Origin of the sequence: Chondrinema litorale (assembly GCF_026250525.1) — a bacterium.
Classification (GTDB): domain Bacteria; phylum Bacteroidota; class Bacteroidia; order Cytophagales; family Flammeovirgaceae; genus Chondrinema; species Chondrinema litorale.
The window spans coordinates 4,215,572-4,239,173 of sequence record NZ_CP111043.1 but is presented as its reverse complement, the minus strand read 5'-3'; the positions used below and the strand labels follow the sequence as shown (position 1 = coordinate 4,239,173).

The 23,602-nt window shown below is 34.3% G+C and carries 22 protein-coding genes; 7 read left to right on the top strand and 15 right to left on the bottom strand.

Annotated features, from left to right (window positions below; genetic code table 11):
• Positions 1-741, bottom strand: a complete 741-nt coding sequence (locus OQ292_RS17535) for a sulfatase/phosphatase domain-containing protein (RefSeq protein WP_284683443.1) — start codon at positions 739-741, stop codon at positions 1-3.
• Between the two features lie 42 nt (positions 742-783).
• Complete coding sequence (locus tag OQ292_RS17530; protein ID WP_284683442.1) at positions 784-1,596, bottom strand: sulfatase-like hydrolase/transferase; 813 nt, start codon at positions 1,594-1,596, stop codon at positions 784-786.
• A gap of 277 nt (positions 1,597-1,873) precedes the next feature.
• On the opposite strand from OQ292_RS17530, the gene OQ292_RS17525 reads away from it, so the two are divergent.
• On the top strand, positions 1,874-2,344 hold the full coding sequence (locus tag OQ292_RS17525; RefSeq protein ID WP_284683441.1) for a hypothetical protein: 471 nt from the start codon (positions 1,874-1,876) through the stop codon (positions 2,342-2,344).
• 1 nt (position 2,345) lies between these two features.
• Here the strand turns inward: OQ292_RS17525 and OQ292_RS17520 are convergent, their stop codons facing one another.
• From OQ292_RS17520 to mog, 8 genes are all read right to left on the bottom strand, one after another.
• On the bottom strand, positions 2,346-2,885 hold the full coding sequence (locus tag OQ292_RS17520) for a protein N-terminal glutamine amidohydrolase (RefSeq protein WP_284683440.1): 540 nt from the start codon (positions 2,883-2,885) through the stop codon (positions 2,346-2,348).
• A gap of 217 nt (positions 2,886-3,102) precedes the next feature.
• Positions 3,103-3,756 (bottom strand): hypothetical protein, encoded by a 654-nt coding sequence (locus OQ292_RS17515; RefSeq protein WP_284683439.1) that lies wholly within the window; start codon positions 3,754-3,756, stop codon positions 3,103-3,105.
• Between the two features lie 16 nt (positions 3,757-3,772).
• Complete coding sequence (locus OQ292_RS17510; protein ID WP_284683438.1) at positions 3,773-4,774, bottom strand: glycosyltransferase family protein; 1,002 nt, start codon at positions 4,772-4,774, stop codon at positions 3,773-3,775.
• Positions 4,775-4,795: 21 nt separating this feature from the next.
• The gene (locus OQ292_RS17505) at positions 4,796-5,650 is read right to left on the bottom strand and encodes a UDP-2,3-diacylglucosamine diphosphatase (RefSeq protein WP_284683437.1); all 855 of its coding nucleotides are present in this window, start codon (positions 5,648-5,650) and stop codon (positions 4,796-4,798) included.
• Between the two features lie 213 nt (positions 5,651-5,863).
• Positions 5,864-7,147: a phosphopyruvate hydratase gene (eno, locus tag OQ292_RS17500; RefSeq protein WP_284683436.1), complete on the bottom strand. Its 1,284-nt coding sequence runs from the start codon at positions 7,145-7,147 to the stop codon at positions 5,864-5,866.
• A 129-nt stretch (positions 7,148-7,276) separates the two neighbouring features.
• Positions 7,277-8,632: a sensor histidine kinase gene (locus OQ292_RS17495; protein ID WP_284683435.1), complete on the bottom strand. Its 1,356-nt coding sequence runs from the start codon at positions 8,630-8,632 to the stop codon at positions 7,277-7,279.
• An 11-nt stretch (positions 8,633-8,643) separates the two neighbouring features.
• Entirely contained in the window at positions 8,644-9,249 is a 606-nt protein-coding gene (ribA, locus tag OQ292_RS17490; RefSeq protein WP_284683434.1) for a GTP cyclohydrolase II, read from the bottom strand.
• 97 nt (positions 9,250-9,346) lie between these two features.
• Positions 9,347-9,880, bottom strand: coding sequence for a molybdopterin adenylyltransferase (gene mog, locus OQ292_RS17485; protein ID WP_284683433.1), 534 nt, complete (start codon positions 9,878-9,880; stop codon positions 9,347-9,349).
• Between the two features lie 208 nt (positions 9,881-10,088).
• Here mog and OQ292_RS17480 point away from each other — a divergent pair, with 208 nt between their 5' ends.
• A complete protein-coding gene (locus OQ292_RS17480) occupies positions 10,089-10,559 on the top strand; it encodes a Fur family transcriptional regulator (RefSeq protein WP_284686017.1) in 471 nt (156 codons plus the stop codon).
• Here OQ292_RS17480 and OQ292_RS17475 read toward each other — a convergent pair whose 3' ends face one another.
• Positions 10,560-11,861: a sialidase family protein gene (locus OQ292_RS17475; protein WP_284683432.1), complete on the bottom strand. Its 1,302-nt coding sequence runs from the start codon at positions 11,859-11,861 to the stop codon at positions 10,560-10,562.
• A 62-nt stretch (positions 11,862-11,923) separates the two neighbouring features.
• On the opposite strand from OQ292_RS17475, the gene OQ292_RS17470 reads away from it, so the two are divergent.
• Positions 11,924-13,954: a thioredoxin domain-containing protein gene (locus OQ292_RS17470; RefSeq protein WP_284683431.1), complete on the top strand. Its 2,031-nt coding sequence runs from the start codon at positions 11,924-11,926 to the stop codon at positions 13,952-13,954.
• A gap of 46 nt (positions 13,955-14,000) precedes the next feature.
• Here the strand turns inward: OQ292_RS17470 and floA are convergent, their stop codons facing one another.
• Both floA and OQ292_RS17460 read right to left on the bottom strand, forming a co-directional pair.
• Positions 14,001-14,993, bottom strand: coding sequence for a flotillin-like protein FloA (gene floA, locus OQ292_RS17465; protein WP_284683430.1), 993 nt, complete (start codon positions 14,991-14,993; stop codon positions 14,001-14,003).
• Between the two features lie 108 nt (positions 14,994-15,101).
• Positions 15,102-15,875 carry a T9SS type A sorting domain-containing protein gene (locus tag OQ292_RS17460; protein ID WP_284683429.1) on the bottom strand — a complete coding sequence of 258 codons (774 nt, stop codon included), beginning with the start codon at positions 15,873-15,875 and terminating at the stop codon, positions 15,102-15,104.
• A gap of 228 nt (positions 15,876-16,103) precedes the next feature.
• Here OQ292_RS17460 and metF point away from each other — a divergent pair, with 228 nt between their 5' ends.
• The 3 genes from metF to OQ292_RS17445 all read left to right on the top strand — a co-directional run bounded on the left by metF (position 16,104) and on the right by OQ292_RS17445 (position 18,024).
• Positions 16,104-17,057: a methylenetetrahydrofolate reductase [NAD(P)H] gene (metF, locus tag OQ292_RS17455; RefSeq protein WP_284683428.1), complete on the top strand. Its 954-nt coding sequence runs from the start codon at positions 16,104-16,106 to the stop codon at positions 17,055-17,057.
• 21 nt (positions 17,058-17,078) lie between these two features.
• Positions 17,079-17,540 carry a DUF4920 domain-containing protein gene (locus OQ292_RS17450; protein ID WP_284683427.1) on the top strand — a complete coding sequence of 154 codons (462 nt, stop codon included), beginning with the start codon at positions 17,079-17,081 and terminating at the stop codon, positions 17,538-17,540.
• 274 nt (positions 17,541-17,814) lie between these two features.
• Positions 17,815-18,024 carry a hypothetical protein gene (locus OQ292_RS17445; protein WP_284683426.1) on the top strand — a complete coding sequence of 70 codons (210 nt, stop codon included), beginning with the start codon at positions 17,815-17,817 and terminating at the stop codon, positions 18,022-18,024.
• Between the two features lie 61 nt (positions 18,025-18,085).
• Here the strand turns inward: OQ292_RS17445 and OQ292_RS17440 are convergent, their stop codons facing one another.
• Both OQ292_RS17440 and OQ292_RS17435 read right to left on the bottom strand, forming a co-directional pair.
• Positions 18,086-19,222 carry a serine hydrolase domain-containing protein gene (locus OQ292_RS17440; RefSeq protein WP_284683425.1) on the bottom strand — a complete coding sequence of 379 codons (1,137 nt, stop codon included), beginning with the start codon at positions 19,220-19,222 and terminating at the stop codon, positions 18,086-18,088.
• Positions 19,223-19,288: 66 nt separating this feature from the next.
• Complete coding sequence (locus OQ292_RS17435) at positions 19,289-22,399, bottom strand: ATP-binding protein (protein ID WP_284683424.1); 3,111 nt, start codon at positions 22,397-22,399, stop codon at positions 19,289-19,291.
• 230 nt (positions 22,400-22,629) lie between these two features.
• Here OQ292_RS17435 and OQ292_RS17430 point away from each other — a divergent pair, with 230 nt between their 5' ends.
• A complete protein-coding gene (locus tag OQ292_RS17430) occupies positions 22,630-23,601 on the top strand; it encodes a carbohydrate-binding domain-containing protein (protein WP_284683423.1) in 972 nt (323 codons plus the stop codon).
• Position 23,602 lies beyond the last annotated feature (1 nt).

Below are 23,602 nucleotides of genomic sequence, written 5' to 3'. Positions count from 1 at the left end.
TCAACTTTCTGGTATTGCCTTTTTCCAACCAGCAGCTAGTTGTTTAGATAAGTCTTCTACCACTTCATTATATGCTTCATTTTCAGCAATATTCACTGTTTCAAAAGGATCGTTTTGTCTATCGTATAATTCGGCAGTTGTATACTCTCCCCTAATTCCCGTTTTATGATCCCAACCATACCACTCAATATAATGAAACTCATCTGTATTGATAGAATAACCCATATATCGTTTGCCATCTGCTGAAACCCTTGGCCTACGATGAAACTGGCTAAATGCAGCGGTTTTCCAAGGCAATTCCGGGTTATTTAACAAAGGCACAAAACTAGTACCTTGCATATAAGTTGGCACTTCTATTCCGGCTAATTCACATAAAGATGGAAACATATCGACCAATTCTGTAATAGCAAAAGTATGAGCACCTCTCTGTTGTTGTTCCGGATACCTTATCATCATAGGTACTTTTAAATCGATATTATAATTAGTCATTTTACCCCAACTGTTATGGTCCCCTAACTTCCAACCATGATCGCCCCAAACAATAATGATGGTGTTCTCATAAATACCCAGTTCCTTTAAATGACTAACCAACTCGCCAAACAAAGCATCTACATAACTTACACTAGCATAGTATCCATGTCGTAAAATACGAACTGTATCTTCACTCATTCTATAATTAGATGTAGGATGACCAATATGCCCAAAGCCATCGTAATGCCTGAGCTCATACATTGAATTCATAGTATGTAATGGCGCACCTTCTGGTATATTCGGGTTAGCAGCTCATGGGATTTTATCTCGGTTATATAAATCCCAATACTTTTTAGGCACAGCAAATGGCAAGTGTGGCCTAAAAAAGCCCAGTCCCATGTAGAATGGTTCATCCATCTTAGCCAATCTAGACAGTGTTCTTTTAGCTAATTCTGTTTGAGCTCCATCGTAATACAATGAATCATGCACATCAGCAGCTTCCCAAACAGGACCTGTATTCCATCCATCAGCATATCTTACAGGTTTTAACTTTAACAATGAATCTCTTTTTATTTCTTGAGACTGATTTACTTCTTCACTGATGTAAAAAGTCTCCCCATCTCTGCCAATCCATTCTGGTTTTACAAACTGAGTAGGTCTTAAATCTGGCTCATCCCACGATACAGAATCAGGCATGTAATTATGAAATATCTTCCCGATGTTTACTGTATGATAACCAAACTTGGCAAAGTGCTGAGGCATGGTTACGGTTTCAGGGTTTATCTCTCGGAACTTGTCACCCAAATGCCAAACTCTGGTTGAATCTGGCCTCAGCCCAGTCATTAAACTTGCTCTGGATGGCGCACAAACTGCTGACTGGCAAAAGGTTTGTCTAAAAGTCATCCCCTCACTGGCAAACTGATCGAGATTTGGTGTGATCGCTATAGGGTCTTCATAAGCTCCTAAAGCAGGTCTTAAATCATCAATAGAAACAAAAAGTATATTTGGCTTTTTAGTTTTAATCTGCTGCGGAGTGTTACAACTTATTGCAAAAGTGATTAGCACTAAAATAATTGCGCAGGTAGACGCTTTCTTGTTTAAGAAAACTACGATTTGATAGTTCATTTGTTTAGGGGTAATTAACTCAACTTATATCGATTCTCCATAAATATATCCAAATATTACCTCTCATGTAACAAACAGTTTATTTTTCCACAAATAGGCAACTTCTCCGCTAGTGATCGCGTCTTTAAACATGAAAAGTTACTAATTAAAGCACTTTCCAATCGTGTCGATTTTTTTACCGCCAGTGCTTTCCTTAACCAACCACTTATAAAAATTAACTATCTATATTCAATTTCACAGAATACATTAGTATATCGTTTTATTAAAATTTAGATTGATGGGCTTTTTGAACAATATATTTGGGAAGAAAAAACAAAAACCGGCTTCAGCCAAGTGTGACATCTCTGATACGATGTTAGAATTTGGGGAAGGCTATTTGTTAACTTCCGCACAGATTATAGATTCCAAATCTTTCTGGGATATGATGATGCTCCAACCAGAAACTAAATCATATACCATTTCTCATTTCGAAAATCAAGACCCTTCTGCTAGAAGTATAAGGCAAATGATTTTTAATAAATATGCTGGTAAAGAAGAACCTTGGATAGTTTCTGATACCTATGTTAAAATGTTTGATGTAGATAAAGAACAGTCGAAAGAATATGCCAAAGAATGGTGGAGTACAGAAAAATCTTTTCGCCCCCCTAATTGTGGTGTAGCCAAAGAAAACCTACCAGCCGAAAAATTTAATTCATTGGAAGAATATGCAGTAATGGAAGCTGGTAAAGAAGCTGTAGAAAACAGCTAATTTATAATTTGAATCGAGTTTTAAACTCAGCAAAGGAGTAACATTTACCGATTGTTTGGTTTTCCAGATTAAGTATGTCGGCAAGTGGTACTCCTTCTTCATTTATAATAGTTTGCCACTCGGGTGGTGGAGCTTCCCAATTACCAAACTCGTCTACCATATGAGATCGATCTGAGTGAAAATGGCTAACATACTCCTTACGATCTATCAGCTTTACAAATGGCAAAAAATCTGGATACCATTCAGAAAATGACACATTAAAATAGTCTTCAGCTTTACTTTTAAATGGAAGTACTGTGTCGAAATCGTATACATGCCAAATGCTATTTTCTTCTTCAACAAAAAGAATTACATGATAATCCCATAAGATCGGCATATTCTTTTTAGCCAATCTACTTTGCCAAACTGCAATGTATTGGTAAAGTGGTAACAGAAAAATTACTTTGCTGTTGAGGTTTTGTAACTCCTTTTGCTGACATAAATGCCAGATATTCTCTTCACAATAAAACTCCTGATATAAGCAACTCCCCTTTTTTAGCATATAATTCAATTGAGCATTTAATTTCCACCAAAATTATAAATAATTTTCCTGCTTACATCTTTTCTAATATTCTTCTTATTCTATTGCTAAATAGAATACAAAGAAGAGATTAAATACCACATTGATAAAAAAGAAAAATGCTATGTATAACCAATTAATATTCCACCAGATAAATAAGATATTGATAACTAGTAGAAATAAAATAACTGCCTCGCCTTTATTCTTCTTCATCTAAAGTTTCAAGTAATATCTCATGGGCTGTAGTCATTATATAGAGCATTTCTCGAGCAATTTTCTTTGAGAGCAAATCGTAAGCTTTCTGCTCATTCGCTTCTGGTAAACCTTCTAGAGAATCGTATGGGATAGTAACTTTAAGATATGTTCGCATATTGAGGTTTAGCTCTCGCTCAACATCTTGACAGGTAATAATAGCACAAAAATTTTCTTTGGGATTTTCTTTTACATTGATGTATTTAGAATAAAACACACCCAAATTCTGCTCTTTACTTATTTTAATAGCCAAGTGAGGATTACTTGTTTTAGTTAAAACTTTAACCTTAAACCCAGCGGTTTTAAGCGTATTAATCAACGGCTGTGGTATACCTTTAACTGATACACCTCCAGAATAAAAACGAAGATTCTGAATGCTAAAATACTGCGCTGCTGCTTTAATCCATATATGACACAACTGTGTTCTTATAGAATTATCAGAACAAACGAATAAGAAAGAAATATTTCTTCCAGCTAGTGCTGCTGGTAAAATAAGTTCTGAGATTAAACCCAATGTTTGTTTTCTTCTTGGTTCAATCAAATCAAACTCACTTATCCTTTCTCGGATAAAATCGAGTAACTGAGAATTATCTCTCAACATTGCTGATAGTTATTGGTTATTTAGATGCGCTAAGTAAATGTTTGTCAAAAATTTCGGTGATGAGGTCGGCAGTTACATTAGGATAATCCACTTTTAACACGCAACCACTCTGCACCCAATCTTCCACCTTTTTCAAACTTTTTTTCTTTAAAGAATTAATTACTGGAATACCCATTTTAGCTAATGCAGCAGCGTTACAATGTTGTTCATATTGCTTTTTCATGGGTAAAACCATCAATTTTTTTTCAAGGTAAAGTGCTTCGGCAGGTGTTTCGAATCCTGCTCCACATAAAATTCCTTTACATGAGATGAGGCTTTCAATAAACTTCTCATTGTCTATTGGTTGCACGTACAGGTTATCTTGACGGTATGCATATTTATTATGCTTAGAAAATATATGCCATTCAATGTCTTTTATTTTCTTTAGCTTTTTTACGATATATTCATCATCGAAAGCAGGTAGATAAACTGTATAATGGTTTTTATTGGTTGGGGTTTGAGTTCTTATTTCCTGTCTAATTACAGGCGTAGTTATGTTGTTATCGAATTTATCGAAATGGAAACCATATTTTGTTTTGGTTGGGGCATAGTACTTTAAAATTAATTTGCCAAGCATGTCTTCATCATCTGGCTTCGGCGAATTAGCAGATAATATCGCACTCTGATGGCTCAAAGCAATACATGGTGTTTTACTGAAATAAGAAGCCCAAGCAGTTACTGGCTCAAAATCATTTATAATTACATCGTAGTCATGTACAGGCACCTTACGAACTTCTTTAGCCAGTTTAAAAACACTAAAATCGTTAAATGTTTGCATAAAGTCTATACCTCCCTTTTTGCCAAAGGTAAATCCAAGACCATGCATCTTATATTTTATCTCGTAAGGTAATTTTACTTCTGCCTGAGTGCCACTCACCAGTATATCAACCTCACCTTTCTTTAGTAATTCAGGTATAATATCTCTAGCCCTGCTTAAATGTCCATTTCCAGTTCCCTGAACTGCATACAAAATCTTCATAAATGGTATAAAACTGATAAATCAAACAACAAAAGTCAGTTCTTTCATTAGATTCTTAAATAATTCTTGTTTATCGGGTAAGATGCTCTCATCTTCAGTATAAGAAGCATTTATTTTCATTAATTCGTCTTCTGTATATCGGTAAAGCTCCCACTCACCTTTGTTATACTCCAAAGCGCTCATATTCTCCACCCAATCGCCAGAATTGAGATAAGTAACTGTACCTTTCTCGGTTTGAATATTCCTGATTTCTGGTTTATGAACATGTCCACAGATTACATATTTGTAATGATTGTCTATGGCAATTTCTGCGGCAGTTAATTCAAAATCGTTGAGGTATTTAACAGCTCTTTTTACACTGTCTTTAATCTTTTTAGACAGTGAAACTTTACTCTTTCCTAATATCTGTTCCCAGAAAAAATTAACGAGTCTGTTAAATAATATAAGAAAATCGTAGCCGATTGCTCCTAGTTTGGCTATCCATTTTGAGTGTTGCATGGATACATCAAACACATCGCCATGAAACACCCACGCTTTATCTTTTTTAATATCTAGTATCAGCTTGTTTTGGATGCTTAGGTTACCCATTTGCAAACCTGCAAACTTACGCATCATTTCATCGTGGTTGCCTGTTATATAATGCACAGGCACTCCCTGAGTAAGCAGAGTGGTAATATGCTTTATTACAAGCATATGAGATTTTGGCCAGTAATTTTTTTTGAACTGCCAGATATCAATTATATCTCCGTTTAACACAAGTTTGCCCGGATCAATACTTTTTAAGTACTGTAACAGTTCTTTTGCCTTGCATCCATAAGTACCCAAATGTACATCTGAAAGCACCACTACATCTACTTTTCTTTTCTGGAGCTTCATACCCGATGATTTTAGCAATACATAAAATCAAATATAGAAGACTGTTTTAAGTAAATGTTTAAGGAACAATTAACAAATAATTGCCTTTTTCAGGCCATTGGGAACCATATATGAAAGAATGAAGCTTTGTAGAGGCTTCCGTTAATAATTAGGAAACATAAAAAAAGCCACAGTGCAAATGCACTGTGGCTCATATAATTTTCAATCTAGTTATTATTTATAGATTTTAGTTCCTGGGAAGTAAGCAACTTCTCCTAACTGCTCTTCTATTCTAATTAACTGATTGTATTTTGCCATTCTGTCTGATCTTGAAGCAGAACCAGTTTTGATCTGGCCAGTGTTTAATGCTACTGCAAGGTCAGCGATTGTGTTATCTTCAGTTTCACCAGATCTGTGAGACATTACACAAGTGTAAGAATTAGTTTTTGCAAGGTTAATTGCACTAATTGTCTCAGTAAGAGTACCGATTTGGTTAACTTTGATAAGGATTGAGTTAGCAATAGATTCGTCGATACCTTTTTGTAATCTTTTTACATTAGTTACAAACAAATCATCACCTACTAACTGAACTTTATTTCCAACTGCTTCAGTAAGTGCTTTCCAACCAGCCCAATCGTCTTCGTCCATACCATCTTCGATAGACATGATAGGGTATTTATCAGTCATTTCTTTTAAGTAACCAGCCATTTCAGAAGAAGACAATTTCTCTCCTGAAGATTTGTGGAAGTGGTATGCTTTTTCATCTTTCAAGTAGAACTCAGAGCTAGCTACGTCAAGAGCGATAAGCACATCTTCACCTGGCTTGTAACCTGCTTTTTCGATTGCCTGAAGGATAACTTCGATAGCTTCGTCATTTGAACCTAAGTTTGGAGCAAAACCACCTTCGTCACCTACGTTAGTTGACATTCCTTTAGAGCTCAATACGCTTTTTAAGTTGTGGAATACTTCAGTACCCATTTTAAGAGCACCAGAGAATGTATCAGCACCAATTGGCTGAATCATAAACTCTTGAAAGTCGATTGAGTTATCAGCATGGCTACCACCATTGATGATATTCATCATAGGAACAGGAAGTGTGTTAGCACTTACTCCACCTACATATCTGTATAATGGAAGGTTAACTTCTAAAGCTGCTGCTTTTGCAACTGCTAGAGAAACACCTAAAATAGCGTTTGCGCCTAATTTTGATTTATTTTCTGTGCCGTCTAGATCCAAAAGCAGTTTATCAATGTAATTCTGCTCGAAAACAGGCATTCCTATCAATTCTTCAGCAATAATTTCATTTACATTAGCTACAGCTTTTAATACACCTTTGCCCATGTAAGCTGATTTGTCGCCGTCTCTCAATTCAACTGCTTCGTGTACACCAGTTGAAGCTCCTGAAGGAACAGCAGCAAGTCCTATGTTACCATTGTCAGTATGTACTTCTACTTCTACTGTAGGATTGCCTCTTGAATCGAAAATCTGTCTCGCGTGGATGTTGTGAATAAAACTCATCTTTTTATTTAATTTTGGTCTTTATTACGTGCCCAAATATAAAGATTATTTTTTTGTGAGCTAAACAATTACTTTAAAGTTATGGTGAACATTTAAGCCTTTTTTAAAATAATGAAAAACAATGATTTTTTACCTGAAAATTAATGAGAAAACTGCACCTTTTCCCTTCTCTGAGTGCACTTGTAATGTGCCATTGTGGAGATTCATTATATTTCTAGACAAGCTTAAACCGATACCAGAGCCATTACTTTTGGTAGAATAGAAAGGAATAAAAATTTTACTCATCTTATCCTCGTCTATACCTGCACCGTTATCTACTACCTGTATTACCTTTTCTTTTTCCCTTTCAAAATACTTAAGTGTAACCTGCGGATTCTCTGCTTCTTCAGTAGCGTGAATGGCATTATTAATCAGGTTAATTAAAATTTGTTCGATTAGTCTTTGATCAGCAAAAATCTCGGCATTTTCATCACTTACTTCTATTGGTAACTTCACATTGTTTCTGTTGAGTTCTACTTGCAACAATTGCCTTACCGACTCAAAAATTTCATCTACACTTAATATGCTTTTTTCAGGAACTGGAATTCGGGTTAGCTTTCTATAATCTTCTACAAAGTGCAACATCCCTTCGCTCCTTCTTAAAATAGTTTGGAGAGAAAAATGAATATCTTCAATTTGCTCATCTTCTAATTCATCACTTTTCCTAATAGAACCTTGCCCATTTTCTAAAAGCATTAAAATGGTTTCGGTTAATGAGGCAACTGGAGTAAGCGAGTTCATAATTTCGTGAGTGAGTATACGAATTAACTTATTCCAAGCTTCTAGCTCCTTTTGCTCTATTTCTGTATTAATATCTTGCAAGGTAATTACCACATAAGGTTCTTCTATTAAAGAAATCGGTGTTACATTAATAGAAAGACTTCTAGTTTCTCCTTTCCCTGCAATTTCAATCAGCTTTTTACCACCATCAAAAATTGACTCTACAGTTTCTGCAAACAGTAGATTTTTTTGTTTGAGGTGTTTCCAGTTTTTTAGTTTTGGCACTTTAAGCAAGCGACAGGCAGAATCATTTATCAGTACAATTTCATGATTGTTTTTTACTGAAATAATACCCACATCAATATGCGCAACAATTACTTCTAGAAAATGAAACTGCGCTTCTCTTTCAATTTTAACCTGCTTATAAGAATTGATTATACTTTCGTAAGCCTTATCTAGGCCTTGAAAAGTATTGCCTAATTTTTTAGATGTGAAATTTACGGTATAGTCTGAGTGCTTTATAGCATCTAGAAATTTTTGTAATTCGCGATTGGTTCGATTTACATAATTTAAAAGCTCAAAGACTTGCCCCACAATAATTATCCCCAAGATAATTTGATTGAAGAACAAGTCTTTATTACCGAAAATTATAGTAAAACCCAACAGTGTTAAAAAGAGAAAAGCAATTCTAATTATTATCTGAAAAGAAAATCTCTTATAAAACATATGGGTATTGCTTAATGCTTGTGTTTGGTATTATGGAAATCTAGAAAATGCCCCATCACATCTTTTTTGGTAGTAAGGTAGCGTAAATTATCTTCGTTTGGCTCGATAATTAGAGGAATTCGCTCGTGCACCTCTATACTACTTGCCTCTATTGCCTTTACCTTCTCTGGATTATTTGTAAGCAATTTCACAGATTTAATACCAAGATCTTCCAATATTTCTATTGCTACAGAGAAATCTCTTTTATCTACTTCGAGCCCGAGTTTCTCATTTGCTTCGGCAGTATCAAAACCTTGATCTTGCAAAACATAAGCTCTAAGTTTATTTAATATGCCTATGCCTCGGCCTTCTTGCCTTAAGTAAATAACTACTCCACCTTCTTTCCCAACAATTCTCATCGATTCTTTTAACTGATCGCCACAATCGCAGCGATGAGAACCAAGAATATCACCAGTTATACATTCTGAGTGAATTCTCACATAAACCGGTTTTGTATAATCTGTTTTATCACTTACAAAGGCAAAGTGTGGAATGTAATCGTTTGGTTGATCAGCGTAACCAATCATCACGAAGTGTCCCTCATCGGTAGGTATTTTTGCTTCCGCCTGTCTTTTCATAAATATGCTGATTTACCAGATGAATAGCAGTACATTCATCCTGTAAGAATTCATTCGTATTCTTAATTTTATTAAAAATTAGTTTAAACCTTTAATGCTAATTCGATTTTGGTCTAAAAGGTTTAATTACAGCTTCATTACATTCCAGATATGGCCCGTCGATTAAATCGATGCAATATGGAACTGCTGGAAAAACTGCATCCAAACATTCTCTAATTGCTTTTGGCTTGCCTGGTAAATTTATAATTAATGTATTATTTCTTATACCGGCAGTTTGCCTAGATAGTATAGCTGTTGGTACAAATTTAAGACTTTCTTGTCGCATTAGCTCACCAAAACCCGGAAGCATTTTCTGACATACCGCTTCTGTGGCCTCTGGAGTAACGTCTCTTTTGGCAGGACCGGTTCCACCAGAGGTAACAATAAGACAACAACCCTCTTTATCTGCCATTTCTATCATGGTTTGCGAAATGAGGTGCTGCTCGTCTGGAACTACTTTATAAACTTTTTCCCAAGATGAAGTAAGGTAATCATTTAAAGTTTCTACTATCGCTTTACCCGGAATATCTTCGTAAATACCTGCACTTGCCCTGTCAGAAACATTAATAATCCCTATTTTTATCGTATCCATTTCAATTATTTTTATTTCTGAATCGGTAAATATTATTAATTCTATTGCTTTAGAGATGATTCAGAATTGTAAATCTAAAATAAAATCATAATTTTTGGCTGATAGGTCTCAATTAATAGGTGGAGCATTTACTTCAAATGTTCATAAAGAGAATTTTAAAGCCATATTTTTTGTTGGGAGAAAAACGATAGATTCATTAAAGATTTTTATGGAAGCCAGAGGAACACTTCAGAATTTTGACAACATAAAACAACAATTTGTAGAATACCTTGAAACCAAAAGCTTAAGGAAAACTCCTGAACGCTTTGCTATATTAGAGGAAATTTATGAGCGTGGTGGACACTTTGATGTAGAGTCTCTTTACATCAACATGAAAAACAAAAACTACAGAGTAAGCCGTGCAACAGTTTATAACACTCTTGATCTCTTGCTAGATTGTAAATTGGTAACCAAACACCAGTTTGGAAAAAATTTGGCGCTATATGAGAAATCTCACAGTTTCAAGCAGCACGACCACTTAATCTGTAAAGATTGCAACAAGATTATGGAGTTTTGCGATCCTCGTATTCAAAAAATACAGCAAATGGTGGAAGAATTTTATCAATTTAATATTGAAGATCATTCTTTACACTTTTATGGCAGTTGCCAAAAAGACGATTGCGAAGGGAAAAAGAAATAATTATTCGCTAAAATCGATAAGTGCAGTCCAGATACTGAGAACCCTGTCTTCCAATCTGGTCCAAACAGGTCTTACAATGCCATTGTAAACACAAATGTTATTGTAATCACCAAAAAATATATCCGTCTGAGGATTAAATGGGCTGTCACTTATTTTGATATTTTCGAAATGCGCTCCACCATCTTTAGAATAAGCTAGATACACATCTGTTTGATTGTCTGTATAGTTTCTTCTATCATAAAAGACAACATATACATAACCAGTAACAGGATCAACATCCATCCATTGGAAAAACTGGTGTTGGTTGGTATTATCGTTGTTTACTCTAATAGGATCAGACCAAGATTCACCTTTATCATCTGAATAAATCAACCAGATATCTGTATCTGAACCATCAGTATTTTGGTCTGCATAATTCACATAAACCCTTCCGTAAAACTCACTTTTTTCAGTAATATCACAATGGATTACAGGCATCCCATTAGCTCTGCCTATTCCGGGAATATCAAAGTTCCATCCAGCTTTCTGTTTGGCAATTACCTTGTCATTTGCTTGCCAAGTTTCTCCACCATCTGTAGAATAATCTAAATAGATTTCATTACCTCTACTCCAAGAAACATAAATTTCGCCATCCACTCCTACTGCTGGCACAGCTCCTTCAACGGCAAAATCATCATCTAAACAATTACCAGCCATCTGATTAATTCTTAGCGGCTCGCTCCAAGTTTCGCCAAAATCGTCAGACTTAGAAAAAAGAATATTTGTACTATCACCCGACTCAAAACTATTGTAAGCATCAAACTGTGTCCAAGTAACATATAGCTCATTATTTAAATGATTAGCAGTTGCCCATTCTTTGTCTTGGTCTTTAGGATGAGCCATACCTGTAAATGAACCATTGTTCCAAGTTTTTCCTCCATCTACAGATTTTTGGCAAACGATTCTATCTAACAAATTCTCACTAAACCATCCATTTTCATCTGGGTTCGACAAATGGAAATAATAAAAATTGCCTTGATGATCTGCCACAATGCAAGGGTCGCCCCAAATTCCATATTCAGATGTTAAGTTCTGTTCTGCCCATTCTTCTCCACCATCTGAAGAATAGTAAACTTTCTCCAAAACTGCCCCTACTACTATTTCTTTAGGATTTAATGGATTAATAGCAATACTCGGTTCGCAAGGACCAATTGTACCTCTGGCTGCATCAATTTTCACATTTTTAAATTGAGCAAATAACACAACAGGAAAAAAGATACAGATGAACTGAACGGAGTAATAAATTATTCTTATGTTAGGCATGTGAAGCTATTGTCTGAGCAAAATATCAGACCAAAATAATCAGAATTAAAAACAATTGCATTGTGACTGAACAAGAAAACAGAGTTCCCAATAAGTTAATAAAAGAAAGTAGTCCCTATTTACTTCAACACGCTTACAATCCGGTAGATTGGTATCCGTGGGGTAAAGAAGCTTTGGATAAAGCAATTAATGAGGATAAACCAATTATTGTAAGTATTGGCTACTCTGCTTGCCATTGGTGCCATGTGATGGAAAGAGAATCTTTTGAACATGAAGAAATAGCAGCGATAATGAACAGAGATTTTGTATGCATAAAGGTCGATCGCGAAGAAAGACCAGATGTAGACCAAATCTACATGGATGCATTGCAAAATATGGGTGTACAAGGTGGCTGGCCATTAAATATGTTTTTAATGCCGAGTGCAAAACCTTTTTATGGAGGCACTTATTTTCCGCCACAACGCTGGGCAAATACTTTACTGCAAATTGCCGCTGCATTTAGAGAACAAAGAGCCGAATTAGATAAATCTGCCAATGGTTTTGCTGATTCACTAAATAGAAATCTTTCAGAAACCTATAGATTAGGTGAAGCAGAAAGCGAGTTTAAAGCAGAAAACATTAAAGCTGCTCAGGCAAAATTGCTTGCAAAAGCAGATGAGAAATTTGGAGGAGAAACAGGTGCACCAAAATTCCCTATGCCTGTATTGTATGACTTTTTTCTTAGTTATTCTTATTTCTTTAAAGATGAAGCAAGTACTAGGCATTTAAATAATACCTTATCCAAAATGGCTTATGGTGGTATTTACGACCAAGTCGGTGGAGGTTTTGCTCGCTATTCAGTCGATGGAGAATGGTTTGCACCTCATTTTGAGAAAATGCTTTACGACAACGCGCAACTCATCAGTTTATATAGCAAAGCTTATCAGCAAAATGCTAATTCTCTTTATAAAGAAGTAGTTGAAGAAAGTATTGAATTTGTATTAAGAGAATTAAAGAGTGAAGAAGGTGGTTTTTATTCAGCACTAGATGCCGATAGCGAGGGTGTAGAAGGTAAATTCTATACTTGGAAATACATGGATTTAGTAAAACTTTTAGGGAATGATATTGAATTGCTAGAAGACTTTTACAGTGTAAAAATGGATGGCAACTGGGAAGATGAAGTCAATATTCTTTACAGAAAAAGCTCAGTAGAAGAGTTTGCAACTAAACATGGAATTGATTTAAGTACCGCTCAAAGTAAGATTAAACATTGGAAAAGCATTCTATTCGAAGCCAGAAAAGAAAGGGTTCGCCCCGGACTAGATGACAAGATTCTAACTTCTTGGAATGGATTAATGATTACTGCACTGGCAGATGCTTATAAAGCTTTTAGCATAGAAAAATATAAACAACAAGCCATAGATAGCTTGGCGTTTATTAATGCTAATTTGAAAAAAGACGAATATCTTTTCCATAATTACAAAAACAACAAAGCTACCATAAGAGCTTATTTAGAAGATTATGCAAGCATTATTCAGGCAAATTTGAGTTTGTACGACATTACTTTTGACGAAAGCTATCTTACCGAAGCCGTAAAACTCACAACTTATTCTTTAGACAATTTTTATGATGAAGAGGAACAACTTTTCTTTTTTTCAGACAAACAAGGAGAACAATTAATTGCTAGAAAAAAAGAATTGTTTGATAGTGTAATTCCGTCATCAAACTCAATAATGGCTCATAACCTTTTTAAACTAGGACATATTCTAGAAAATGAGAATTTGCTTGACACAGCGAAGAATATGCTTAATAAAATTGCCCCTTTAGTAGAAAGTGAACCTCGATATCTGGCAAACTGGGCTCAGCTCTATTTGAAGTTTTTAGAAGCCCCTGTAGAGATTGCGATTATCGGTAAAGAACATCAGCAATTTAGTATGCAATTAAGAGAAGTGTTTTTGCCAAATGCCATCATCAACGCATGTGAAGAAACATCCCAACTGCCTTTACTACAAAATAGAAAAGCGATTGATGGAAAAACGACAATTTATGTATGCAGGAATAAAAGTTGTCAACTACCTGTATTTAGCATAGATGATGCTTTGCAACAGATATAAAAAAAGGACTGTTTTCACAGTCCTTTTTTATACTGAAAGATATTATTTAATCATCATCGTCGTCTCTTTTGCCAGAAGCCTGATGCACATCATCAGTTCCTGCAATAGATTCACGCATATCTGTATCAGCTTTAATATTTTCTAGTTTGTAATAATCCATTATACCTAGCTTACCTAGTTTAAATGCCTCAGCAATTGCCATAGGTATTTCAGATTCTGCTTCAATTACTTTAGCACGAGCAGCCTGAGATTTTGCTTTCATCTCTTGCTCAACTGCAACCGCCATTGCTCTTCTTTCTTCTGCCTTAGCTTCTGCAACTTTTAAGTCGGCATTTGCTTGGTCTATTTGAAGTTTTGCACCAATGTTTTCTCCAACATCAATATCAGCAATATCAATAGATAAAATTTCAAAAGCAGTTCCAGAATCTAAGCCTTTTTCTAAAACCAGTTTAGAGATAGAGTCTGGATTTTCTAACACGTCTTTGTGCGATCTCGCAGAACCAATAGAAGTTACAATACCTTCGCCTACCCTTGCTAGAATAGTTTCTTCACCAGCACCACCAACTAATTGAGCAATATTAGCTCTTACTGTAACCCTTGCCTGCGCTTTTAACTGAATACCATCTTGTGCAACTGCAGCAACAACAGGTGTATTAATAACTTGTGGATTTACAGATGTTTGAACAGCTTCAAACACATCTCTACCTGCAAGGTCAATAGCTGCTGCTTGTTTAAAGGAGAGTTCAATATTTGCTTTGTCGGCAGAAATTAATGCCTTAATCACCGAAGGCACATGTCCTCCTGCAAGATAGTGTGTCTCCAAATCGGCTGTAGTTAAATGTAAACCTGCCTTAGTTGAGTTTATAAGAGATTCTACAATAATTCGAGGTGGCACCCTTCTCACTCTCATAAAAACCAATTGGAACAAACCCACATTTACCCCTGAGAATATCGCAGTAATCCACAGATTCACCGGTACAAAATAAAGGAAGACAAAGAATAATACTAAGCCTAAACCCAGGTAAATCAATATATCCATCTGTTACAAAAATTTAATTTTTAGCTTACAAGAAACAGCTACCAAAGTAATAAAAAGTATTATGACAGGCAATAAAGACAGAATATTATTACAAATTTATGGCAATAATCATTTTTTTGTAAACTGTCTTATCTGATCTTCAAAAGCAACATAATAAACGCCACTTTGCAGATTTGCACAATCTACCAAGTCTGCATAACCTTGTAAAATTACTTTCCCACTTATATCCATAATTCTATATTGAGTTTTGCGAGAAAAGTTAATTTCTTTCTTCACTTTCTCTGGTGAGAATGCAACTGGCGTGAGTACTGCACTAAATTCTAAATCATCAGAAGTAAATGACCTCCCGGAGCTATCTAAATACTTAACCTGATACTTATTATCTCCTGAAAAGTGTCTTACATCATATTGATATTGCTGCACACCATCACTCCCGTTACAGTCGATTGCGTGTATAGTAAGCCAATTATTTTTTTCAAACCTTCTAATAAAATATTTACCATAAACCCGCTCACCTCTTGCTTGCCATTTTATGTAGCTTTCTCCAATATCAAGTCCAACAAAAGAAAAACTTTCTCTTTTCTTTATCACACCTTCGTTCAAAATATCAGGTTTGCACTCGCCACTATGAATTATACGAATTTCAACTGGTGCTGCATTCGCTACAAAAGCCATATCAATATCAAAAGAGGAGTTTTTAGGTATAGGAGAAATCTCTTTGTCATTTACTAAAATTCTTGAAATACAATACTGATCATCTCCAATTTTGGGGTTTTGTACATATAGATTTGTACCGTAATAGTATCCTGTCAAAACAATTTCCTCAGAAAAAGCATATTGACTTCCAAAAAATAAAACTGCTAGAACTAACCAAGTTTTCATAGCCTCTTCACTTGTTATCATTAAAAAATTGAATTCTTTAAAAAATTCATAAAAATATTTATTCAGCAAAAACTGAACAGTAATTCATAAATTACTACTAATCTTAAAAATCTCTATGGAACTTACATCGTTATAGGTGAATAATTAATTAATAGTAGATCAATGAATTTCTGATTTATTATTATTGCACAAAATTTTAAATTTTTTAAACTAATCACATATATATAAGTGAAAGTTACTGAGTGGATAGAAAAATCAGATAAAACGCTGTTTTCGTTTGAAATTTTACCTCCTTTAAAAGGTCAAAATATTAATACTTTTTTTGAGGCAATTGATCCTCTTATGGAGTTTAAGCCTGCTTTTATTGATGTAACCTATCATAGAGAAGAGTATGTTTATAAGTCTAGAGAAAATGGTTTATTAGAAAAAATTACTACTAAAAAAAGGCCTGGTACTGTGGGAATCTGTGCTGCTTTAATGAACAGATATCACGTAGATACAGTTCCGCATTTGATTTGTGGTGGTTTTAATAAAAAGGACACAGAAAATGCACTTTTCGATCTTAACTTCCTAAACATACAAAATGTACTCTTACTTAGAGGAGATTCAATAAAATCTGAGGGAAGGTTTGTACCGGATCCTAATGGTCATGAATATGCAGATGGATTGATTAAGCAGGTAGTAGATATGAATGCAGGTAAATATCTGGGAGAAGAAATTATAAATCCTAATACTACCGATTTTTGTATTGGAGTAGCTGGCTACCCAGAAAAACACTTTGAAGCACCTAATCTGGATGTAGATTTAAAATACCTAAAGAGAAAAATTGATTTAGGCGCTCATTATATTGTAACTCAAATGTTTTTTGACAATCAAAAATATTTTGAATTTGTAAAAAAATGTAGAGACATTGGAATTACAGTTCCAATTATTCCGGGTTTAAAACCACTCACAAACAAAAAGCAGCTTACAATCTTACCTAGCATTTTTCATATCGATATTCCGCAAGATTTATTTACTGCAGTTGAAAAATGTAAAACAAACCAAGAAGTAAGACAAGTAGGAGTTGAATGGTGTACACAACAATCCAAAGAATTGGTTAAATTTGGAGTACCTTGTTTACACTATTATTCAATGGGTAAATCTGGTTCGGTAAAACAAATTGCTAGTGAAATTTTTTAAAACACCTTAAAGAAGATAAAAATGGTTAAATACTCATTAGTTTTTATTTCTGCATTATTAATTTTCTCATGCAGTAAGCAAAGCGAACAAAAACATACTGTTTTCGGCGACGAAGTAGACATTGCATCTGTAGTTGATCTTAATTCATTAGAAACAAAAGTAATGAGTGTAGACAGCGTGGCAGATGTGGTAGTTGCAGGTAAAGTAAGCGATGTTTGTAAAGCAAAAGGATGCTGGATGACGATTACTAAGCCCGATGGTGATCAAATGAGAGTAACTTTTAAAGACTATGCTTTATTTATGCCTAAAGATATTGTTGGAAAAGAAGTTGTAATACATGGTGTTGCATCTAAAAAAGAAGTAAGTGTTGCAGATTTACAACATTATGCAAAAGATGCAGGAAAAAGTGAAGAAGAGATTGCATCTATTGAAAACCCAGAAAACACACTTGCATTTGAAGCGGATGGGGTTTTAATAAGATAATTACACTTAATCCTAAAAAGGCGCTTTTTGATTAAAAAAGCGCCTTTTTTATTTATCCATGGTTTAAAAAGTAACTCACTCAAAATAATATTTTCTAATTAGAATAATTCTAAAAAAAGTGGAATGAGATTTTTGCAGTGCATTTTGAAAACAAAAAAGCTATTCATGCTTTTGTAATATTACATTCAATCTCAAAATGAAGGGCAATAAAATTCAATTCCTTTGTTTAATGAATTGTCATAAGCGAGAATCATATACATAACAAGTTTCAACCATGCCAATTGATTACATATTTGTTTTTATGCTTTCTTTCACCACTGTTGTTTTGGTGATAATAAAAGCAATTAAAGAAGACAACAAGAAAAGAGGTGGCGGTAATGATGGAGGAGATTTTGATCAAAGTGATTTACCACCAAAAATCGATTTACCTCCTGGTGTATGCTGGCCAGACGAGATTAAGAAAAAAGACAGTGTATTAGTATAATTTTTAACTAGTTCATCTAAGTCTCACTCATTCACAATAAGCTGGGGACTTGAAATTAAATTCACTTCCCTGAGCTTACTTCACTAAACTCTTCTATAGCTTCTATCATCGAAATAGTGAGATCGTTCATATTTACAGTTCTTATCCCATCGGTATTACTAAGTAAGACTACAATTTTCTGATCTTCTGGGTAATACGCTAAAAATGAGCTAAATCCTGAAATATGTCCCGAATGGAAATACATATTCCATCCGTCTAACTCTTCTGGAATAATTTTGCGAGTATTTAGCATTCCTATTCCATAACCATAAGCATTTTTGTAAGGTGGAATCCAATCATTATCTACAGCATATGGTTGAAACATCAGCTCATAAGCTTTTTTAGATAATACTTTTCCATTATGTAAAGCCAAAGTCCACTTTGTTAGGTCTTTTACTGTAGAGTACATGCTCCCTGCCCCATTCAGGTTTGGCATATACGTATAATTGGCATTTTGCCATTCATCAAAGAGCACATCATAACCATAAGCTTTGTTAGATATAATTTGCTCACGACTACTTATACCTGTATTTTCCAGCCCTAATTTATTAAGTATTTTTTCTTGGATTTCATTCTCGAAAGACCTACCGCTTATTTCTTCTATTATGCCTGCTAAAAGAACATATCCGGAATTATTGTAGCTGAATTTAGAACCAGGCTCAAACTCCAGATTCCCACTACAAAAATGCTGAATAAGATATTTAAAAGAATAGTGATTTCTCAGTGAATCAATCCAGACTCCCGGTAAACTTGTATAGTTTGGTATTCCTGATTGATGGGTTAACAATTGACTTACAGTAACGAACTTTCCAATATCACTTCTGTAATAAGGCAGGTATTCACTTATTGGCGCATCTAGATCAATGAGGCCATCTTCCCAATATTTAAGAATTAAAGCAGCTGTAAACTGTTTGCTAATTGATGCAATATCAAACCTCGTATCTTCATCAACAGAAATACTAAATTCGTGATTAGCAATGCCAGTACTTTTATTATACAAAGCCTTGCCATTTACTGATACATAAACATTACCGCTAAAATTATTTTTAGATTGAAAGTTCTCAAATAAATAGTTCAGCTTCTCTACAGGTTGGGCCTGTACAGTTAATGTAAAGAAGATTAAAATAGTTATTGTTAGTTGTTTGATGCTTGAGACCATTGTTCAAAATAATCGTTGTATTATCCAAAATAAGATAATTTTTTTAGAAATACAGATTTTAATGACTTAAGCTACCAATAATTGTATCCTTTTGAATTCAACAATAAAATCAGCTCCTTTCCCTACCTCACTTTCACACCAAACTTTTCCTTCCATTACTTCCACATATTTTTTCACAATAGATAAACCTAAACCAGTAGACATTTCACCTGCTGTTGGTCTTGCAGAAAGCCTTTGATATTTACCAAATAACTTCGGGAAATCTTCTTCGAGAATACCCGGTCCCTGATCAGACACTTTTATCTGTAGGTTTTCTTTAGCATCATTTACTACTACTTTAATTTTTTTACTTCTTGGAGAAAACTTAATCGCATTAGAAATCAGATTCTCAAAAACCTGCAAGCAATATGAATAATCTAATTTAGCAAATGGAGCCTCAGAATGTAGTTCAAATTCTAGCTGTATATCCTTCTTCTCAAGTTGTTCTGTGAAATTGTCTATTATCTGTTTAATCACCTGACTCACATCAACTTTCTCTAAATGCAGGTTCACTGTTTTTGCTTCGACTGCTTTCACATCCAAAATACGCCTAATCATATCGTTCATCCTTTCTAAAGAACGATTAGTAATGTTTAAACCTTCTAGTTGTTCAGTGGTGAGGTTGGACTTATCTTGCTTAATAAACTCAGTAAGACTAATAGCAATGGCTAATGGATTTCTCAAGTCATGTGCAACAATTCCAATTAAGTGATTTTTTTCATTATTTAATGAAAGCAACTCCTTATTCTTTTCCTCAATCAGATCTTTTTGATGCTTTATATTGTCATTAGCAATACGTAATGTTTTAGACTTATCTGCAATTTGTCTATACGCATTAGAATTTTCTAGTGCAATCTGTATGTAAATTGCCATGTTCCGAAGAATATTGATGTGATAAGCTGAATAAGCATCTATAGAAAAACACTGAACTGTTAAAACACCCACACATTTTTCTTTAATTTTTAGCGGAATATAAATGATGGATTGCGCATTTCTTTTTCCAGCTTTTGGTGGCGGTACGTCTCCCGGCAAAAACTTCGCATACTCTTCCTGAAAATCACTAATTAACAGTTCTCGTCGCTCTTTAAAACATAAGTTAGCTAAGCAAACCTCATCCCTTTGGAAACGTATATTTTCGAGCTCTACTCCATTTTCCAAAATAATAGGAAAATCTAGACTATAAGACTCATTATTGTATATTCCGATTCCGAAAACAGAGGCATCCATTAGCTTATTTACTTTTGAATAGGCTGTTTCAGTTATCCTTTTTACAGTAAGTGAAGCCGTTATATCCTGTCCTATTTTACTTAATAGTTCAAGGTTTTTATAAGCTTTTTCTAGCGTTTGTGCTTGGCTCTGGATATGAGATTTCTGATAAGCAAGCTTCTTATTTGCCTTTCTAGTTTGAGAATAAGTGTACAGAATTAAACATAGAATAATTGTAATGAGGGTTATTCCTGCAATAGAATATTTGTTGATTGTTTCCTGTTTACTAATTTCTAATTCTTTTAGAACCTGATCTTTTTCCAACATCGCAATATCTTGCAACCTATCAATTTCTTCAAGTTCTTTTTGCTTTAAAACATATGCTTTAATCTCAGCATCTTTTCTTAAAAGTGTAATTTCTTTGGCTTTACGCTCATCTTCAAACTGATTTTGCATCAGCATTAATTCTTGTAAAGCCTTCTCTCTTTTTAATTGCTCATTTTTAAGCTCTGTTTCTTTTAGTTCTTTATCAATTAGCAAAAGCTCAAGGTCTTTTGTTTTTTTCTCAGCTTCTAATTGCAGTTTTCTCACATTAAGTGTATCCAACTCCTCACCCACAATCATCTGTTCAGTTTTATTGATAATAAACTGTTTTCTATTTTCTGCGGCTTCTCTTTCAAGCAATTCTTTTTGTCTGTCAATCTTATCATTAAGAAGACTCTCTTTTACATTGCTGTAAAGCTTATAGTAGTAGATTGTCTGCTTATCTCTATTTCTTTGCTGATACGCCAAATACAAATTGTTATAACTCTCAAGTAAAACTGGCTTATTTTGCAACTCCAAAGCTAAATCCAAGGCTAGTTTACCATATTTAATAGCAGCATTCGACTCTTTTAATTTTCTATAAATCAAAGACATTTGATTGTAAGTTCGAGCGATACCTTCATCATCATTCGCTTTTAAACTCACTTGAAGCTTTTTATCATAAGAGTTTAAAGCATGGTTATAGTTAACCTCTTCACCTTTATCGCCCAGTTGTTGGTAAATTTCTCCAACAGTAAGTAGTGCTTCAGAATATTTCTCAAAATGGTGATTATCCATTTTAAGCTCTTTACATAAAATGAGGAATTGTAAAAAGTAACCTAAAGATTTATTGTAGTTTTCTAAGTCTTTGTAGATGTAACCAATCTCATTTAATGCATAACCTATTTCAATTGCATTTTCAGCGTCTTTCCCAATGTTTAAGATGGAAATATGGTTTTGAAGCGCATCTTCATAAAGCTTGAGTTTGCGATAGGCATCTGTGTTTCTTTTCAACACTTTAATCTGATTTTCCCAATCGCCTAAAGTATCGTACAAAGAAGCAAGTTGAAATCCATTATCTATCAGTTTTTCATAATTGCCTTCATCTTCATAAATGTTGCTAATTTCCTCCAAGATAACCAAACGAGCTTCTACATTGCCATTTAACTTATATCTTTCGTCTGCAAACATCAGGTATTCTAATGCTTTAGAAGACGAATCCCAATCTCTGTATAAATGCCCGATTTCAACATATACATCTGCCAATAGAGCTTCATCGCTAATGCCTTCAATCTCTTTTACACTCCGTAAATAATATTTTAAACTTGAACCACGCTGTCCTTTCATTTCATAAGCTCTCGCCGTAGTAAGCAAGTTTCTAGTACGCATTTCCGATGGCACTTCTCCTTGTTCCTTCTCAATTGCCTGAGAAGCAAAATACAGCGCTGAGTCTGGGTTGTTTTTTTGAAGAAAGTTTTCTGCCACTACCGTAATTTGTAACAAGTCGTCGTTCAAGATTTCATTTTGTAAAACTGAATGAAATCGTTGAGAGCCTTGTCCTAAAACTACTAGAGAAAGGAATAGAAAAAATAATATAGAAATATTGCGGATATACTTAATCGTAATCATTGTGCATCCTATTTGACACTCTTAATTTAAATAATTGAATCTTACATTTACCAATGCCCTCCCACCTTATACATCAAATAGCACTTTTTCTTTATAAATCATAACGAAATACTGCATTTGAGCTAATATTCAATAATTTTACATTGATAAACACGCAAAGTTAATGATCACAGCTGTTTAAATTATAGTTATTTTAAACTAAATATAACATCAAATTAATACAAAAAAAAGTGAAAAAATTACTTTGGATACCTCTTATCATTATTCTATTAGTAATCTATTTTTTAAATATCTACAATTTTCTAAGTGATTCACACCCAGTAAAAGCAGATGTATTGGTTGTTGAGGGATGGTTACCGCCTGAATCTTTAGATAAAGCAATTGAAGAATTCAATAGTACTAATTATAAATTAATAGCTACAACTGGAGTTCCTTTAACTCCTGAATTTAGAATGCCTTTTAGCGGTTATTTGATTTTCAACTTTCAAAATGCCCCCCTTATAGCCAATCAAAGCAAGTTTTCTATAGATGTGAATGCAATGGGTACACCTGTTGATGGAAAGTTTGCTGATATGAAATTCTATATAAACGATAGTTTGGCTTTTGAAACTGAAACGAGTGAAGACTTAAAGACTTACAGTTTCGAATTTGCAACAGATACTATTTACAATGTAGCTATATGGTTTCCTAACGATGGCAAAACAAATGAGGAAGACAGAGACCTAATAGTAAATGACATTGCAATAAACGGAACTAAATATTTACCTAGAAGTGAAAATGTAATTTACGACAGAGGCAAAAGAGGTGGTGATGACATTTACTCAGCCAACTTTGCTACTGTAGCAGACGAAGCAGCATTAATTTTACAGAAAAGAGGAATCCCCGCAGATAAAATCGTAGCAATCCCTACTGATGAGATGGATATAAACAGAACATCTAACAGTGCTATAGCATTTGGAGACTGGTTATCTAGCTATGCTGGAAAAGCATCTCTATCTGGTATAAATGTGATTTCATTAGGTACCCACTCACGTAGAAGCTGGGTACTCTTTCAAAAAAACATCAAAGAAAATATTCCTGTAGGTATTATCTCATTAAAAAGTCCATTTACTCCAGACGAAAACTGGTGGAAATCTACTAATGAAGTAAAACGAGTATTGATTGAGTCTGTAAAATATGTCTACACAAAAGTGTTTTTGTAAA